Below are 14,839 nucleotides of genomic sequence, written 5' to 3'. Positions count from 1 at the left end.
TTTTCCTCCTAGCTGTTGATGGATAACGGGCCGAGCGCCGCGACACTCGACACGACTTCGCTGATCACCTGCGCGTACTTTTCCCCTTCGCCGGCCGAGACGTAGTCGAACCGGCACCTTTCCCGCTCGATCCCCATCTGCTCCAAAAGCCGCACCAGCACGGCGTGGCGCTGCGCCGCCCGCAGGTTCCCTTCCTTGTAGTGACAGTCCCCCGGATGGCAGGCGAGGACGAGCACCCCGTCGGCCCCGGCGCGAAACGCCTTGAGCACGAACTCCGGGTCGATCCGGCCGGTGCACATGACCCGGACGATGCTGACGTTTGCGGGATACTCGAGCTGGCAGCTCCCCGCCTGATCGGCCCCGGCGTAGGAGCACCAGGTGCAGAGAAAGCCGACGATGCGCGGCTGGAAGGTTTCTGCCGCCGCAGCGCCCCCCTGTTCGATGGCCACCTCGACGTTTTTCATGCCAGCACCCCTTCCAGTTCGGCCTCGATCATCGCGTCGGTGAAATGGTTCCCGCGGATCGCCTTCATCGGGCAGGCGGCAACGCAGGTCCCGCACCCCCGGCAGAGCACCGGGTTCACCTCCGAGGTCCCCTGTTCCGCGTCGAACCCGATCGCGCGGAACGGGCAGACCCGCGCGCAGACCCGGCAACCGGCGCAGCGCTCGGCATCGACCGATGCGATGCAGGGATCGAGCTCGATGGTGCGTCCTTCGACCAGCTCGGAAAGAAGGGCGCCGCAGGCGCCGGCCCCCTGGGTGGCGGCCCCGCGGATGTCGGTCGGCCCCTGGCAGGTGCCGGCGAGGTAGACCCCGCGCAGCTTGCTGCGCGTCGCGTCGATCCGGCCGTTGAGCTCCTCGAAGAAGCCGAAGCCGTCCAGCGGCAGGTCCAAAAGTGCCGCGAGCTTTTCCGCATCGGGATTGGGCACCAGCGCCGGGCAGAGCACGACCAGTTCGGCATCGACCAGTTCCCCGCCGGCAAGACGGAGCTTCTGCCCGCCATCGACCACGACCTCAAGCTCGGCGAGGCGGTCGTAGCGGTGAAACTGCGCCCCGGCGTACTCCCGGGCGCTGTTTTGCAGGCGGAACTCCTCCTTGCCCGGCGCGACCAGCTGCCGGTAGAGGTGATGGATCTTGGCCTCCGGGAGTCTTTCCTGCAGGATCTTGTTGAACTTGAACGCGTAGCTGCAGCAGATCCCGGAGCAGTAGGGACGGTGGGCGTCGTCCAGGGAGCCGACGCAGTGCACGATGGCAACCGAAGCCGGCGCTTTCCCTGCCGAGGTGAGTACCTCGCCGCCGGTCGGGCCGGTGGAGGCGATGAGCCGCTCGAACTCCAAGGCGTCCTTTACGTCCGGGCAGCTGCCGTAGCCGAGATTCGGGAACCCGGAACAGTCGTACAGGGTCGCCCCGGTCGCCAGGACCACCGCTCCCACCCGCCGCTCCACGATCTCTTCCTGCTCCTCGAAAACGACCAGCTCCGGTCCCATCGGGCAGGCGGCCCGGCAGGCCTCGCAGTCGGACCCTGCCGTGAAGCGGGTGCAGGCGGACGGATCGAGATAGGGGACGCTGGGGAGCCCGCCGGTGAAGGCGAAATCGATCGCATTGCGCTCATCCATCCCGCCGTTGTAAGGGTTGGGGAGCGTCGCCGGACAGGCCGCGGCGCATTCGCCGCACCCGATGCACTGCACCGGGTCGACGTAGCGCGGGCGCCGGCGGATCTTGACCAGGAAGTTGCCGAACGAGCCGGCCACCTCGCTCACCTCGGACAGGGTCAGGATCTCCACCAGCTCGGCCTTGTCTCCGTGCAAAAGCTCTCCCATGACCGGTTCCAGCAGGCACGGGCCGCACTCCAGGTTGGGGAAGAGCTCCTCGTAGCGCACCGGCAGTCCGCCGATCACCGGGCTCTTTTCCACCAGGGTCACCCGTCTACCCGCATCGGCGAGGGTGAGCGCCGCCTTGAGCCCGGCCGGTCCGGCTCCGACCACCAGGACCTCCGGCGCGGCCTCGAGCTCGCTTTTTTCCAGCGGTTCGTGGAGCGCCACCCGCCTGAGGGCACCGTTAACCGCGGCAGCCGCCTTGGCGACCGCTTGTTCCGGATCGGCGGTGACCCAGGCGATCTGCTCGCGCAGGTTGACCATCTGCATCAGGTACGGATTCATCCCCGCCTCGGCCAGGACGCGGCGGAAGGTCCCTTCGTGTTCGCGCGGCGAACAGGCGGCGAGGACGACCCGGTCCGGCATCTCCTCGCGCAGCTCCTGCTCCAGGAACTGTTTCCCTTCCTCGGAACAGAGAAAGGGATGGGTCCTGAACCACGCCATCTCCGCCCCGGAGCGCTCCAGCGCCTCCCGGAGCCGTTCGGGATCGACCTTTTCCGCGATGTTGCTCCCGCAGTTACAGAAATAGACGCCGGTTTTCATCGCTTAGACCCCTCACCCACCTTCGCTGAAGCTTCGGCCGGCATGCCCGGTCCGTCGCAGCCCTGCGTTCCCGCTTGCGAGAAGGGAATTACCAGTTCCAGGACCGTCTGCACGGCAAGCGGCAGCGCCGCGCGGACCTTTTCGGTCAGCTCCTCGCCGAATGCCTCGACCTCTTCCGCCTCGATGCCGACCACCTCCACGAGATCGGGGACCGCAAGGCCGAGACTGCGGGCCAGCGCCAGTGCGGTGGGGAGATCCGCATCGTGGGTGCAGAGGAGGTTCCGGGTCCCGGAGAGCTCCTCCGGGTTGATCCGCCGCACCGTCCCGGGCCTTCCCCCGGTCTGCATGGCGTCGACGATCACCGCGCGGTCGAAGCCGGCCATTGCCTCCATCAGCCGCAATCCCCCCGCGTACGCTTCGGTCACGTGGATTTCGGCCGCTGCGGGGAGGCTCCGGAGCAGGCGGGCCACCGCCGGGCCGACCCCGTCGTCGGTCAGGATCGGATTCCCCAGTCCCACCACGACCGTTTTCATCCTTGCCTCACGATGGTGCGGATCACCGCGCCGGACGCGCTGCGGATCCGGAGGGTGAGCGGCATCTTCCCGACCGCGGCGTGGGTGGCGCAGGAGAGACAGGGATCGTAGAGGCGAAAGGCCATCTCGATCCGGTTCAGGATCCCTTCCTCGACCCTTCCCTTGCTGATGAGGGACTCGGCGGCCCGGCGCACCGACATGGTCATGGCGGCGTAGTTGTTGGTGGTGCCGACGATCATGTTGACCCGGGTGAGCACACCGCGCGCATCGGCCTCGTAGTGGTGGGTGAGGGTGCCGCGCGGCGCCTCCACGCAGCCGATGCCGCGCCCGGTGACCGGACCCGGCTCGGCCCGCAGCTTGGGCGAGACGATCTCCGGATCCAGGGCCAGCTCGCGCATCCGCTCCGCGGCATAGAGAAGCTCCACCAGCCGGGCCCAGTGGGTCGCCAGGCGGAAGTGCACCGGCGTGTACCGGCCGTCCACCCGGGTGCTTCCCAGCGTCTCGAAGAAACGTTCGAACTCCTCCTGGGCGAGCGGCGTCGCCATGCCGTCCGAGACGTTCAGGCGCGCAAGGGGAGAGGCGGCATAGACCCCGCTCTCCGCTCCGTCGGTGAAACCGTTCCAGCCGACCCGCTTGAGGTACGGGTACTTCAGATAGCTCCACGGCTCGACCCGCTCCGCGATCTCCGCGGCGTAGTCGCTCGGGTGGTACTGCATGAGTTCCGCGCCGTCCGGGGCGACCACGCGGACTTTTCCGTCGTAGAAGTTCACCCGGTTGGCGGGGTCCACCACCCCCAGGTAATAGGTGCGGTGGGTATAGGCCTCGGAGGTGATGAGGTCGAGGTGTTGCGGGTTTTTAAGGACCAGGTCGTCGAAGAGCTTGAGCGTGAACCGGGCGAACTGGACGTTTTTTTCCGCGATGGCGGCGATCTCGTCCCGTTCCGCCTTGGTGATCGGGCGGCTCCATCCCCCGGGAAGCCCGGCCACCGGATGGATGGCGCGCCCCCCCACGGTCTTGATCACGTGGTGGTTGCGGGCCCGGCAGTCGATCACCTGGCGCCCGATCTCCGGCCCGACCTTGCGGATCACCCCGAGGAGGTTTCGCTCCGCGGGCGGGGCGTCCGGGCCGATGATGAAGTCCGGCCCCCCTAAGGCATAGAAATGGGTGGTGTGGTCGGTGACGAAGAAGGCGCTGTAGAGAAGCTCGCGCACCTTGTGCGCCGCCTGCGGCGGTTCCACCCCGAACAGGGCGTCGAGCGCCTTGGTTGCCGCCATGTGATGCGCCTCAGGACAGACGCCGCAGATCCGGTTGGTGATTACCGGCATCTCCTCGGCCAGGCGTCCCACGCAGAACTGCTCGAAACCCCGGAGTTCCGGGACCTGGAAGTAGGTGTTGGCGACGTCGCCCGCCTCGTCCAGGAAGATGTCGATCTTGCCGTGCCCTTCCAGCCGGGTGATGGGATCGATCGAGATGCGGTTCATCGGCGCACCCTCCCGCCCAGGATGGAGCCGGCCAGGCTGTACTTGTAAAAGGTCCCGGCGTAGTCGGGGAGGGCATCGACAAGCGACGCCACGCGCTGGGCGATCTCCTCCTCGTTCAAGCCACGGCAGTCTCCGGGGTCGAGGATCGATCCGAGCGCCGACGCCATCGCGGCTCCCTGGTCGGCGACCCCTTCCGGGGGGCCGTAGCAGCCGGTGCAGGGCATGTTGGCGTCGGGGCAGGGGGCGCCGCAGCCGCTGCGGGTGGCGATTCCCATGCAGATAAAGCCCTGCTCCAGAAGGCAGGTTTCCGGCTCGGGGCACTTCTCGAAGGTGCGGTAGATCCGTTCCACCCGCTTGTCTCCCTTCTTGCGGGCGCAATCGTCGCAGACCGACAGGGTGCCGGCCCCGATTACCGACCCGGGCGGGGGAAGCTCGCCGCCGCGGGCCAGGGTCTCCACCACCTCCCAGATCCGCTCCGGTTCGGGAGGGCAGCCGGGGACGGCGTAGTCGACCCGGGCCACCTGGGCGAGGGTGCGGACCCGATCCAAAAGCGGCGGGAGAGTCAGCTCTCCCTCGGGAACCGGGCTGATGGCCGCGGGGAGGATCGCTTGGGGATTGTCGAGAGTGGGATTGTCCAAAAAGACGGTGCGCAAAAGTTGGTCGGTGCCGGAGAGGTTCGCGAGCCCGGGAATGCATCCTTCGTGGGCGCAGGAGCCGAAGGCGATCAAAAGGCGGGACTTCTTGCGGAGCAGCCGCGCCATTTCCGCATTTTCCTCGGTCCGGATGGCACCGTTGAAGAGGGTGACCGCGATACTTCCGTCGGGGAGCGCCTCGACCTCCCGCCGTTTGGTGTCGAGGAGGCAGGGGCAGAAAACGAGATCGAACGCCGCGGCGGCGTCGAGGAATCGCTCGTGCAGATTTACAAACGCGATTTCACAGCCACCGCAGGAGGCGGCCCAGTATATCGCCAGCTTGGGTTTTTCGGCCATACGCCCTCGTACGCCTGTCCTTGCGGAGAAAAACCGCAACGGCGGAGCCGGTAGCACTTTGCGCGAGCGCTGCCGCCATATGGCGCAGCGAGGTAGATTTTCAACCAGTGTTTATATCATTGCGGTTGCCGATAGCACAAGGACTTTCCACACCGCGACGGGCGGGAATCATGGCTGGAGCGAGATTCCGGTCGCGATCCACCGCGTCCGGTGGGTTTACTTGGGGGAGTGCCTTTCCAGGCGCGATCCGCCGCAGGCGGTAACAAGGTTGGGATTGTTCGCGCCAGGAGTGGCGCTCGCCCAGGGTAGACGGCTACCTCGCTCCTTCAAGCTGACTCAATCGCGACCAGAATGTCGCTCCTACATAATCGGTTTCCCGGCGTGAACTTCGCCGGCAAGTGATTCCTGTCACCGATTCCCTCTGCTCAACGCTCCCCTGCGCAACATTTTTCCCATCCGTAACGAGTTCTTCACATTGTCGCGGTACCAAATAGGGGAACCGGCCCGATGCGGCCGCACTTTTACTCCAACTATCGCGAGGAGCCATGTACTACCTCACCGTCGACCTTCGATTTGCCGTGCCGCTTGCCCTCGCCCTGCTGCTGAGCCTGGTGCTGTACGAACTGCGGTGCCGTGCTGCCCGGGTGCGCACCCTGCGCCACCTGGCCGACGCCGCCGCCCGGATCGGCACCGAGGACTCCTGGACCCGGCTTTCCCGGGAAGGGGATACCGGCGATCTCGCCGCGGTCCTAAACGAGATCGCCTTCCGGGTGGACCGGGACCTGGAGCGCACCCGGACCGAGAAAAACCGGCTCAACGCGATCCTGCGCGGGATGGGGGAGGGGATCCTGGTCGCGGATGCCGACGGCACCGTCACCCTGGTCAATCCCGCCTTCCGGACCCTCTTCGCCCTGACTGCCGAGGTGGAGGGACGCCCCCTGATCGACATCTCGCGCCATCCGGGGCTCCATGACACCTTCCGACAGGTCACCGGGACGGGGACCGAGCGGGTGGAGGAGCTCCTCTTGACCTCCGGCGGCGAGCGGATCGTCCTGACCCACTGGGTCCCGCTCACCGAAACCGGCACCTTGCAGGGGGTGGTGGTCGTCTTTCACGACATCACCGAAATCCGGCGCCTGGAGAACATCCGCAAGGACTTCGTCGCCAACGTCTCCCACGAACTGCGCACCCCGATCACCATCATCAAGGGGTACGCCGAGACGCTCGCCTCGGGCGGTCTGGAGAACCAGGGGCAGGCGACGCGGTTCGTCTCGATCATCGCGACCCACGCCGAGCGCCTGGCTACCCTGGTGGACGACCTGCTCACCCTCTCCCGGCTCGAATCGGGGAACGTCTCGCTCGAGGTGAAGAGCGTCCCGGTCGAGGTAGTGGCGGGGCGGGTGGCCTCTCTTTTGGAACAGAAGTCCCAGGCGAAGCAGATCCTGGTGGATGTGTCGGGACTGGCGGGGACGCCGCTGGTGCTGGCCGATCCGGGGCGGCTGGAGCAGATCCTGGTGAACCTCCTCGACAACGCCATCAAGTACACCCCGTCCGGGGGGGCCGTGACCTTCAGCGCGGCCTGCGAGGGGAACCTGGTCCGGATCGGGGTTCACGATACCGGCATGGGCATCGCCACCCGCGATCTTCCCCGCGTGTTTGAACGTTTCTACCGGGCCGACAAAGGGCGCAGCCGCGACGAGGGGGGAACCGGGCTCGGCCTTTCCATCGTGAAGCACCTGGTCCAGATGCAGGGGGGCTCGGTCTCGGTGGAGAGCAGCGGCCGGGGGACCAGCTTTTTCTTCACCCTGAAGCGGGCACTGACCTTGAGCGGCGAAAAACGTCCTCTCCATGAAGATTTATCTATCCTGCAACAGAGCCGTGACGTTGGCATCGGATAATCGGGAAAAACGACAGGAGCGTGTCATGCACAGATCGGTTCTTCCGTTGGTCCGGCAAACATTGGGAAAACACCCGGCGATGATGGGCGTTGCCTCCGCCGCCACCGGCTTCATGCGCCAGATGAGCATCAAGCCGTTCACCCCCGCCAACCGGCGCCGCGAGTTCCAGCTCAAGGACCGGGTCGAAAGCCTCCACGCCTGCCGCACCCAGATCTTCAAGGAAAAGGGGGTGGGTGAGCTGCCGACCATCGTGGTGGGCGGTTTCGTGCCGGATGCCACCGAGCAGGTGGAATTCCAGCGCCCGCTTTTCCGCGAGTACGGCAGCGTCTATTACCTCAACTACCCTCGCCACGGCTTCTCGCTGGAGATGTTCTTCGCCCAGCTCGCCGACCTGATCGAGTACCTGAACGCGCGGCGCCAGCGTCCGGTGCTGTTCGGCGTCAGCTTCGGCTGCGGCCTGATCGCCCAATTCCTCAAGGAGTCGGCGAATGACCCCAACCTCAAGATACGCGGCGTGGCGCTGGCCAGTCCGGTTCTCTGCACCGCCGACCTGATCCGTCCGGAAGGGGAAAAGGCGGGAGGGGTGCGCATGCTGGAAAGCAACCTGAAACGGATCCTCAAGTCGGCCGCCGAAGGGAGCGAAGGGGTCGAGCGCCAGATCGAGCGGGCGCGCCGCTGCTTCCAGGCCCTCTTCGAGACCGGAGCCGCCAACCGGGCGCTTACCGGGCGGCACCTCTCCATCCGCAAGAAGATCATGCACGTCATCGAGACCACTCCCGCCGACGGCGGCTACCAAAGGGTGCTCGCCCTGCAGCAGCTCGACGGCCCCCGGGACGGGGAGGCGGTGTTCACCGGGCCGACCCTCGCTCTTTTGGCCGAGGCGGAGGATAACCTCCTGGTGCCGACCTCACCGACCCTTTCCCTGCTGCGGGACCCGGAACGCAGACGGCACCTGTTCCCGCGGCTGTCCTTTTGGAAAGTGACCTCTCCCGAGCCGGATGACGCGGTTGCCCATGCCTCCCTCATCTTCCACCACCATTGCTACAACCCGCTGATCCGGTCCTGGTATCACAAGCTCCAGGCCCCCCAGCTCTTTGCGGTGATTTGATGACGACTGCCCTTTTGCGCGACGCCACCTTTCCCCTGTTCGACCGTTTCCTGAAGGGGGGCGCTTCCCTGGTCGCCGAGCGGTTCACCGCCCGGGACCCGTTTGCGGCCCAGCGGGAGATCTTCCGGGACCTCTTGCGCCGCGGCGCTGAGACCCGGTTCGGCAGGGATTACGGCTTTGCCGATCTGGCCTCACTGCCGTTTAAAGATGCCTATCCGCGGTACCGGTTCCGCGTGCCGATCCGCAGCTACGCCGACTTCTGGAACGACTACTTTTCCCAAGGATGGTCCGAGGCCGGGGAGAGACGCACCCTCCACCTGGAGAACGTCACCTGGCCGGGAAAGATCCCCTTTTTCTGCGAGACCTCCGGGACCACCGCCCCGAGCAAGTTCATCCCCTTTTCCAACGAGATGTTCGCCGCCAACCGGCGCGCCGCCCTGGATATGGTCTGCGGTTACCTGGATGCGAAGCGCCGCAGCCGCCTGTTCCAGGGGCGCCTGCTGTACATGGCCGGCAACACCGAGCTTTCCGATCTGGGGCTCGGGGTGAAAAGCGGCGACATGAGCGCGATCACCCTGCGCTACCGCCCCGCCGCCTTGAAACCGTTCATCGCTCCCGATGCCGCGACCGCGGCGCTGCCTTGGGACGAAAAACTGGAGGCGATGGCCCGACTGCTGCTCAATGACCCCTCGATCCGGGGAATATCCGGGGTTCCTCCGTGGATACTGCTTCTTCTCAAGCGCGTGCGCGAACTGGGGGGCGAACCGCTGGAGAAGCTGCTTCCGGGCCTCGAGCTCATCATCCACGGGGGAACCTCGCTCAAGCCATACGCGAGCGAATTTGCCGCGCTCTTTCCCGGCGCCGCGCCGCAGTTCCTGGAACTGCTCCCCTCCTCCGAGGCGTTCATGGGATTCCAGCTCCCCGGTGAGGAGCTGATGCGTCTCACCCCCTACTACGGCGTCTTCTTCGAGTTCGTGCCGGTCGAGGCGCTCGACGAGCGGGGTGGGACCCCTCCCGATGCCCCTGCCGTCCCCTTGGAGCAGATCGAGGTCGGCCGGCGCTACGCCGTCATCCTCACCACCTGCGCCGGCCTGTGGCGCTACCATATCGGCGACACCATCCGCTTCCGTGCCAAGGACCCGCTCTTCATCGAGTTCACCGGACGGGACCGGTTCCTGGACCGGTTCGAGGAAAAGGTGACCCAAGGGGAGGTGGAGGAGGCGGTGGCCCGGCTGAACCGGCTCTCCGGCGTGGAGGTGCGGGAATTCATGGTGGGACCCGACATTGCGGCCCGGCGTCACCTTTGGGTGCTTGCCCTCCGCGATGGCGAGCGTGCTCCCCACTGCGAGATCCTGGCGCGCGAACTCGACGGCGTGCTTCGGGAGCTCAACGCCGACTACGCCACCTTCCGCGCCCAGGGAAGGATTGCCGCGCCGGCGGTGGTGCCGGTTGGCGAGGAGCTGATCTACCGCTGGTCCAAAGAGGTGCGCGGCAAGCTCGGGGGGCAGAGCAAGATCCCCCATATCGATCCGACCCTGGAAGGGGAGCTGGTGGTGAGCCTGGTGGGCTACGCGGCCCCCACACTGCAGGCCGCGGGGTAGCGATGGTGCCGAGAGTATTTGCCGTCATCGCCTCGGCGGTTGCGGCACGCGGCAAGATGCTGCTCAGCCAGGGGCTCGCTCCGGAACCTCTGGCCCTTACCATCAGCATTGGAGCTGCGGTGGGTACCCTCCCCCTTCTTTGGGGGACCACCCTGCTCTGCGTGCTGCTCGCCTCCCGGCTGCGCCTGAACCAGGCCGCGCTGCAGGCGGTCAACTATCTCCTCTATCCGGTGCAGCTTGCCCTCCTGGTCCCCTTGTACCGGATGGGTGCCGGGCTTTTTCCGTGGGGGCCGGCTTTGCCGCACGGGCAGGTGGCGCAGGTGCTCCACGGTGGATTTACCTCCGGCGCCACCGTGCTCGCGGTGGCCACGCTCAAGGCCGTCGGTGCCTGGGCGATAACCGTGATCCCGCTCATCGCCATTATGCACCCGCTCCTGCTCGCGTTGCTTCGCCGCAAGGCGGTCCCCGCCGGCTAAGCCGCTACCTTTTTCCCTTCGCAGCCATAGCATTCTGCAGCGACTTCGGAGATACCCCGTGGGAGCGCCATTCCTGGCGCGAATGCGATGTCGGCGCGGTGGGCGCCGGGGCCACTTGCCGCGATGGTGCTTCTGCTCGTAGGAGCGACATTCCTGTCGCGATCACCCGCTGCCGGTCGCAGAAGGTGTGATGTCCTACAGCTCTGTCGCTCGCTGTTCGCGCCTGGAAAGGCGCTCCCACAGTTTACGGAGGCGCCTCCCTTTGTGGGAGCGCCATTCCTGGCGCGAATGCGATGTCGGCGCGGTGGGCGCCGGGGCCACTTGCCGCGATGGTGCTTCTGCTCGTAGGAGCGACATTCCTGTCGCGATCACCCGCTGCCGGTCGCAGAAGGTGTGATGTCCTACAGCGCTGTCGCTCGCTGATCGCGCCTGGAAAGGCGCTCCCACACCCGATGTCTTCCGCAACGCTGCAATCACCACACACTCCAACCGCCGTCCCCGCCATCCTCGGCCTCCGCTCGGAGTTACCAATGATTCACCGAACCGACACACAATCTCCATACTGCCTGCGTAAATAAACGGATGCAGTCCCCGCTGCGAACACAGGAGGTTACGTTGTCACGCCAGCAAGCTGTACCCACTTTTTTCCAGGAACCCGAATTCCCGCCCCGGATCACCCCCCATCCGCAGTACCTCAGAGAGATCATCCAGCGGCTGGCCGGTGGCACCGGCCCTTCCGGCGCCATCGCTGCCGACCGGCTCCCCTTCGCCCCCGGCGACGCAACTGCCGGCACCGAGACGGAACTGCAGGCGGTGGTGCTCGGGGCGAAAGAGAACGTCGACCTGCCCCTCACCATCGAAGGGTCCGACTACTTTGCCAACATCGTCAAACGGGCCCGCTCCGGCGAGACGCCCAGGAAGCGGATCGCCCATCTGGAACGGTTTCTCAACGAAAACCGCGAGCAGGTCTGGGAAAACAGCTGGGTCCGTTTTTCCCGCCAGCGGCTGTCCCCCTTCGCCCGGGAGGTCTTCGACACCGACCTGTTAGCCGACAAGGGCAACCCCGCCGCCGGTAAGAGAAGCGACGTCGCCCGGTTCTCGGTTCCCGGCAGCGCCGGTGAGCAACTCCGCCTCCCGATCAGCTACCTCTTGAAACTCTCCCTGGCCGACCTGATCGGCTCCCGCGCCATCCCTGCTTCCCTGATACCTTTGGCCACCCGGCTCATGGGGCACTTTCTCAACGACAACACCTCGCCGGAGACCTTCTCCTTCCACGTCGTCCCGCTCACCAAGGAGACCGGGATGGGCCGGGCAGTGGCGCGGGAGACGTCCAAGCGCTTTCTCTTCACCCACCTCTTGGCCCAGTACGCCAACGAGAGCTTCGGGCTTGCCGAAACCGGCCAGCGTGCGCTGGTGCATTTCGCCCCGCACCCGCCGATGCGCCAGAAGGAGCTCAACGACCAGATCGCCGATGCCTTCTACCGCGAGCTCTTCATGAGTCCTTGCCTCTCCGGTTGGGACCGCGGCGAGGAGAAGCACCGCTACATGCAGCTTTGCCACCAGGTGCTCTCCCGCAGCCAGCTGAACGCCGTGGCGAAGCTGCGCGAGGCGGGGATCATCGTCAACAACCTGGTGGTCCTCCCCAACGTCTCCAACGTGAGCCTCGCCAATAACGGGACTCATGTGAGCCTCGGGAGCCGGCGCCTCGGCACGCTCCTGTCCGATCCCGCTTCCGGCTTCACCGCGGCCCACGAGAAATACCTGGGGGATCTCACCATCAAGATGACGGAGCATTTCCTGCCGCTTTTCGTCGGGACCTACTCCGCAGCTCCCTATCGCCTCGGTTACACCGATTTTCATCCGGAGCGGGCACTCGGCTTTCTCCCCCATGAGCTCGACTACACCCACCTGCGCATGCTATGGCGGCGCTGGCAGAAAAAAGCGAGCCTCTCCATCTTCGGGCAGCCGGTCACCCCGTTCGGCCCGCCCTGGATCGACCGGATCGTGAGCGGCATGTTCGGCCTGAAGGGGGACTTCGTTCCCGACTTTAGGCTGGTCGACTACCTGATCTGCCTTTTGAGCACGCCGCAAAGCCCCGCCCTGGACGGGCGCTGCGGCAACGGCGACAAGCTGAAACGCGACCTCGCCGACCTCGGGGTCTTCGACCGGCAGATGTCGCTCTACCTGCTCTTCAAGCTGCGGGAATTCGGGAACATGGGGTTTTCGGGGTTCGAGGGGCGGCACTACAGCCAGTTCGACAGCCTCGAAGACGACCTGGGGCGGGCGACCGACCTGCAGCTTCTGGTGACGGCTCTCGCCTACAAGCTCATGGTGAAGGGGGATCTCTCGCACCGGGCGATCCCGGACGATCCGTCCCTGGAGAGCGAGCGGCGCCAAATCTTCTTCGCCTCGGCCATCGGGGTGCCGACCTTCTTCGTCCGCAAGGGGACCCGGAACCGCTTCCTGATGCGGATCGTCTCCCGGACCGCCGATCTTCGGGGGAGCAGCCGCTATCCGGGATATCTCAGGGTGAAGGTGGACCAGTACCGGCTGGCGCTTTTGGATCTGATCAAGGAGGAGGGGGCCGACCTGATCGAAATGATGGACATGTGGGAGACGGTGGCCGACCTGGAGCGCCGCATCTGCGACCCCCAGCAGTACGCGGCGTCGGGCAAGCTCACCCGCGGCATCCTGGAGGAGGTCGACGCCCCCACACCGATGAAGGCGTCCGCCGATGAATTCAACCGGGGGGCGGAACGGTACTACCGCGGGACGCTGCGGCGGCGCCACCTCGAAGAGGGACTTCGTTTTCTGAGGGAAGATTTCCGGGAGCTGGACCGTGAGGCGGCGAACGGTTCGGGCGTTGGGTTGATCGGACTTGCCGAACTCGCCCCGGACGGCGCCGAGACGTTTCTCGACCAGGTGGGGGCGGATTTTCTCGCCGACCGCCTCGGCGGTGAGGGGCTGCGCCGGCTGATCGGGCTGACCCTTCTGACGGTATCCCGCGACAGCGAACGGGCCGAGTCCCTGCGCAAGGAGGAGAAACGCCATGCGGCACCAGTACATCGAGCGCTCTAGCGGCAGTCCGCGCACCGAGCCGCTTTTCGGCGACCGTCTGGTCACCCTTTTGTATCATCGGGTCCGGGAGCACGCCCCGGCCCTTTTCGACATGGTTACCAGCGCCCGGATGACCGACGTTCTGGGGTATCTGAACTTCGACCTCCCCTTCGGGATGCGCGGCTCCGCCAGCAGCCGTTTTTTGCGCGAGCTCGGGGTCGATCTTTCCGAATGCCTGGAGCCGGACTCCCTGGACACGCCGCGCAAGGTCTTCGAGCGCCGGATCCGCTACCAGAGCTGCCGCCCGATGCCCGAAGATGCGGCCACGGTGGTCTCTCCCGCCGACGCGCGGGTGTTGGTCGGCTCCTGCCGGGAGAACTCCGCCCTTTTCATCAAGGACAAGTTCTTCAGCTTCGAGGAGCTTTTGGGAGAGACGCTGTGGCATGAGGCGTTCCGGGATGGGGATTTCGCCTTGTTCCGGCTCACCCCCGACAAGTACCACTACAACCATGTGCCGGTGTCCGGCGTGGTCGTGGACCTCTACCAGATCGACGGGGCTTTCAACTCCTGCAATCCGGGCGCGATCGTCACCGTGGCCACCCCCTATTCCAAGAACCGGCGGGTGGTGACGGTGATCGACACCGATGTGAAGGGGGGGACCGGGGTAGGGCTCGTGGCGATGGTGGAGGTGGTAGCGCTCATGATCGGCGAGATCGTGCAATGCTACAGCGAGCACGGCTACGAAAACCCGCAGCCGGTCGAGCCGGGGCTGTTCCTGGAAAAGGGGCAGCCGAAATCCCTCTACCGCCCCGGGAGCAGCACCGACATCCTCTTCTTTCAACAGGGGAGGGTGACCTTTGCCCGGGACCTGGTGGCGAACCAAGCCCGCTGCGACGTGGAAAGCCGCTTCAGCCGCGGCTTCCGGATGCCGCTCGTCGAGACCGACATCCAGGTCCGTTCCCAGCTGGCAGAGCGCCGCGGGTAAGGGTAGGGACGGAAGGCCGGTCATTGGGCCGGAGGGGGGGAGATTCAGCTGTGGGAGCGCCTTTCCCGGTGCGATGATGACGGAGATAACCGGTACTTTGTCGCGATAGGGGCTTTCACGGAAGGAGCGACATTCTTGTCGCGATTACTCTCTTCAAACAGGCAGCGGAAGCTGCTTACCCTGTGGGAGCGCCTTTCCCGGCGCGATAAACCGCGATGTCAAGATGGACCACCGCCGATCGCGACAAGCAAGTCGCTCCTACAACATAGGCGCAGCATGGTGCGCCCGTCAGGCC

The 14,839-nt window shown here is 65.9% G+C and carries 11 protein-coding genes; 6 read left to right on the top strand and 5 right to left on the bottom strand.

Annotated elements, in window-relative coordinates:
* Positions 1-8: 8 nt before the first annotated feature.
* The 5 genes from JFN93_RS07115 to JFN93_RS07095 are packed head-to-tail and all read right to left on the bottom strand — an operon-like array spanning position 9 to position 5,419.
* Positions 9-464 (bottom strand): hydrogenase iron-sulfur subunit, encoded by a 456-nt coding sequence (locus tag JFN93_RS07115; protein ID WP_199383318.1) that lies wholly within the window; start codon positions 462-464, stop codon positions 9-11.
* Positions 461-2,416 carry a CoB--CoM heterodisulfide reductase iron-sulfur subunit A family protein gene (locus tag JFN93_RS07110; RefSeq protein WP_199383317.1) on the bottom strand — a complete coding sequence of 652 codons (1,956 nt, stop codon included), beginning with the start codon at positions 2,414-2,416 and terminating at the stop codon, positions 461-463. The genes JFN93_RS07115 and JFN93_RS07110 overlap by 4 nt, the downstream gene beginning before the upstream one ends.
* Positions 2,413-2,949, bottom strand: a complete 537-nt coding sequence (locus JFN93_RS07105) for a hydrogenase maturation protease (protein ID WP_199383316.1) — start codon at positions 2,947-2,949, stop codon at positions 2,413-2,415. The genes JFN93_RS07110 and JFN93_RS07105 overlap by 4 nt, the downstream gene beginning before the upstream one ends.
* Positions 2,946-4,430, bottom strand: a complete 1,485-nt coding sequence (locus JFN93_RS07100; protein ID WP_199383315.1) for a Ni/Fe hydrogenase subunit alpha — start codon at positions 4,428-4,430, stop codon at positions 2,946-2,948. The genes JFN93_RS07105 and JFN93_RS07100 overlap by 4 nt, the downstream gene beginning before the upstream one ends.
* Positions 4,427-5,419 (bottom strand): NADH-quinone oxidoreductase subunit B family protein, encoded by a 993-nt coding sequence (locus JFN93_RS07095; RefSeq protein WP_199383314.1) that lies wholly within the window; start codon positions 5,417-5,419, stop codon positions 4,427-4,429. The genes JFN93_RS07100 and JFN93_RS07095 overlap by 4 nt, the downstream gene beginning before the upstream one ends.
* A gap of 545 nt (positions 5,420-5,964) precedes the next feature.
* Here JFN93_RS07095 and JFN93_RS07090 point away from each other — a divergent pair.
* The 6 genes from JFN93_RS07090 to JFN93_RS07065 all read left to right on the top strand — a co-directional run bounded on the left by JFN93_RS07090 (position 5,965) and on the right by JFN93_RS07065 (position 14,544).
* Positions 5,965-7,317, top strand: a complete 1,353-nt coding sequence (locus JFN93_RS07090) for an ATP-binding protein (RefSeq protein WP_199383313.1) — start codon at positions 5,965-5,967, stop codon at positions 7,315-7,317.
* Between the two features lie 25 nt (positions 7,318-7,342).
* A complete protein-coding gene (locus JFN93_RS07085; RefSeq protein ID WP_199383312.1) occupies positions 7,343-8,425 on the top strand; it encodes an alpha/beta fold hydrolase in 1,083 nt (360 codons plus the stop codon).
* Complete coding sequence (locus JFN93_RS07080; protein ID WP_199383311.1) at positions 8,425-10,026, top strand: GH3 family domain-containing protein; 1,602 nt, start codon at positions 8,425-8,427, stop codon at positions 10,024-10,026. Before JFN93_RS07085 ends, JFN93_RS07080 begins: the two co-directional genes overlap by 1 nt.
* Positions 10,027-10,028: 2 nt before the next feature.
* Complete coding sequence (locus JFN93_RS07075; RefSeq protein WP_236021569.1) at positions 10,029-10,502, top strand: DUF2062 domain-containing protein; 474 nt, start codon at positions 10,029-10,031, stop codon at positions 10,500-10,502.
* 615 nt (positions 10,503-11,117) lie between these two features.
* Positions 11,118-13,580: a hypothetical protein gene (locus tag JFN93_RS07070; protein WP_199383310.1), complete on the top strand. Its 2,463-nt coding sequence runs from the start codon at positions 11,118-11,120 to the stop codon at positions 13,578-13,580.
* Positions 13,552-14,544, top strand: coding sequence for a phosphatidylserine decarboxylase (locus JFN93_RS07065; protein ID WP_199383309.1), 993 nt, complete (start codon positions 13,552-13,554; stop codon positions 14,542-14,544). Before JFN93_RS07070 ends, JFN93_RS07065 begins: the two co-directional genes overlap by 29 nt.
* Positions 14,545-14,839 lie beyond the last annotated feature (295 nt).

It is taken from the genome of Geomesophilobacter sediminis, assembly GCF_016458275.1.
Classification (GTDB): domain Bacteria; phylum Desulfobacterota; class Desulfuromonadia; order Geobacterales; family Geobacteraceae; genus Geomesophilobacter; species Geomesophilobacter sediminis.
The sequence above is the reverse complement of the archived record's forward strand: the minus strand, read 5'-3'. Positions and strand labels throughout refer to the sequence as shown.

Bases quoted from the DNA above. Each gene is read 5' to 3' on its own strand.
- JFN93_RS07065 (WP_199383309.1), top strand. From the start codon at position 13,552: ATGCGGCACCAGTACATCGAGCGCTCTAGCGGCAGTCCGCGCACCGAG.
- JFN93_RS07105 (WP_199383316.1), bottom strand. From the start codon at position 2,949: ATGAAAACGGTCGTGGTGGGACTGGGGAATCCGATCCTGACCGACGAC.
- JFN93_RS07110 (WP_199383317.1), bottom strand. From the start codon at position 2,416: ATGAAAACCGGCGTCTATTTCTGTAACTGCGGGAGCAACATCGCGGAA.
- JFN93_RS07075 (WP_236021569.1), top strand. From the start codon at position 10,029: ATGGTGCCGAGAGTATTTGCCGTCATCGCCTCGGCGGTTGCGGCACGC.
- JFN93_RS07085 (WP_199383312.1), top strand. From the start codon at position 7,343: ATGCACAGATCGGTTCTTCCGTTGGTCCGGCAAACATTGGGAAAACAC.
- JFN93_RS07080 (WP_199383311.1), top strand. From the start codon at position 8,425: ATGACGACTGCCCTTTTGCGCGACGCCACCTTTCCCCTGTTCGACCGT.
- JFN93_RS07095 (WP_199383314.1), bottom strand. From the start codon at position 5,419: ATGGCCGAAAAACCCAAGCTGGCGATATACTGGGCCGCCTCCTGCGGT.
- JFN93_RS07100 (WP_199383315.1), bottom strand. From the start codon at position 4,430: ATGAACCGCATCTCGATCGATCCCATCACCCGGCTGGAAGGGCACGGC.
- JFN93_RS07115 (WP_199383318.1), bottom strand. From the start codon at position 464: ATGAAAAACGTCGAGGTGGCCATCGAACAGGGGGGCGCTGCGGCGGCA.
- JFN93_RS07090 (WP_199383313.1), top strand. From the start codon at position 5,965: ATGTACTACCTCACCGTCGACCTTCGATTTGCCGTGCCGCTTGCCCTC.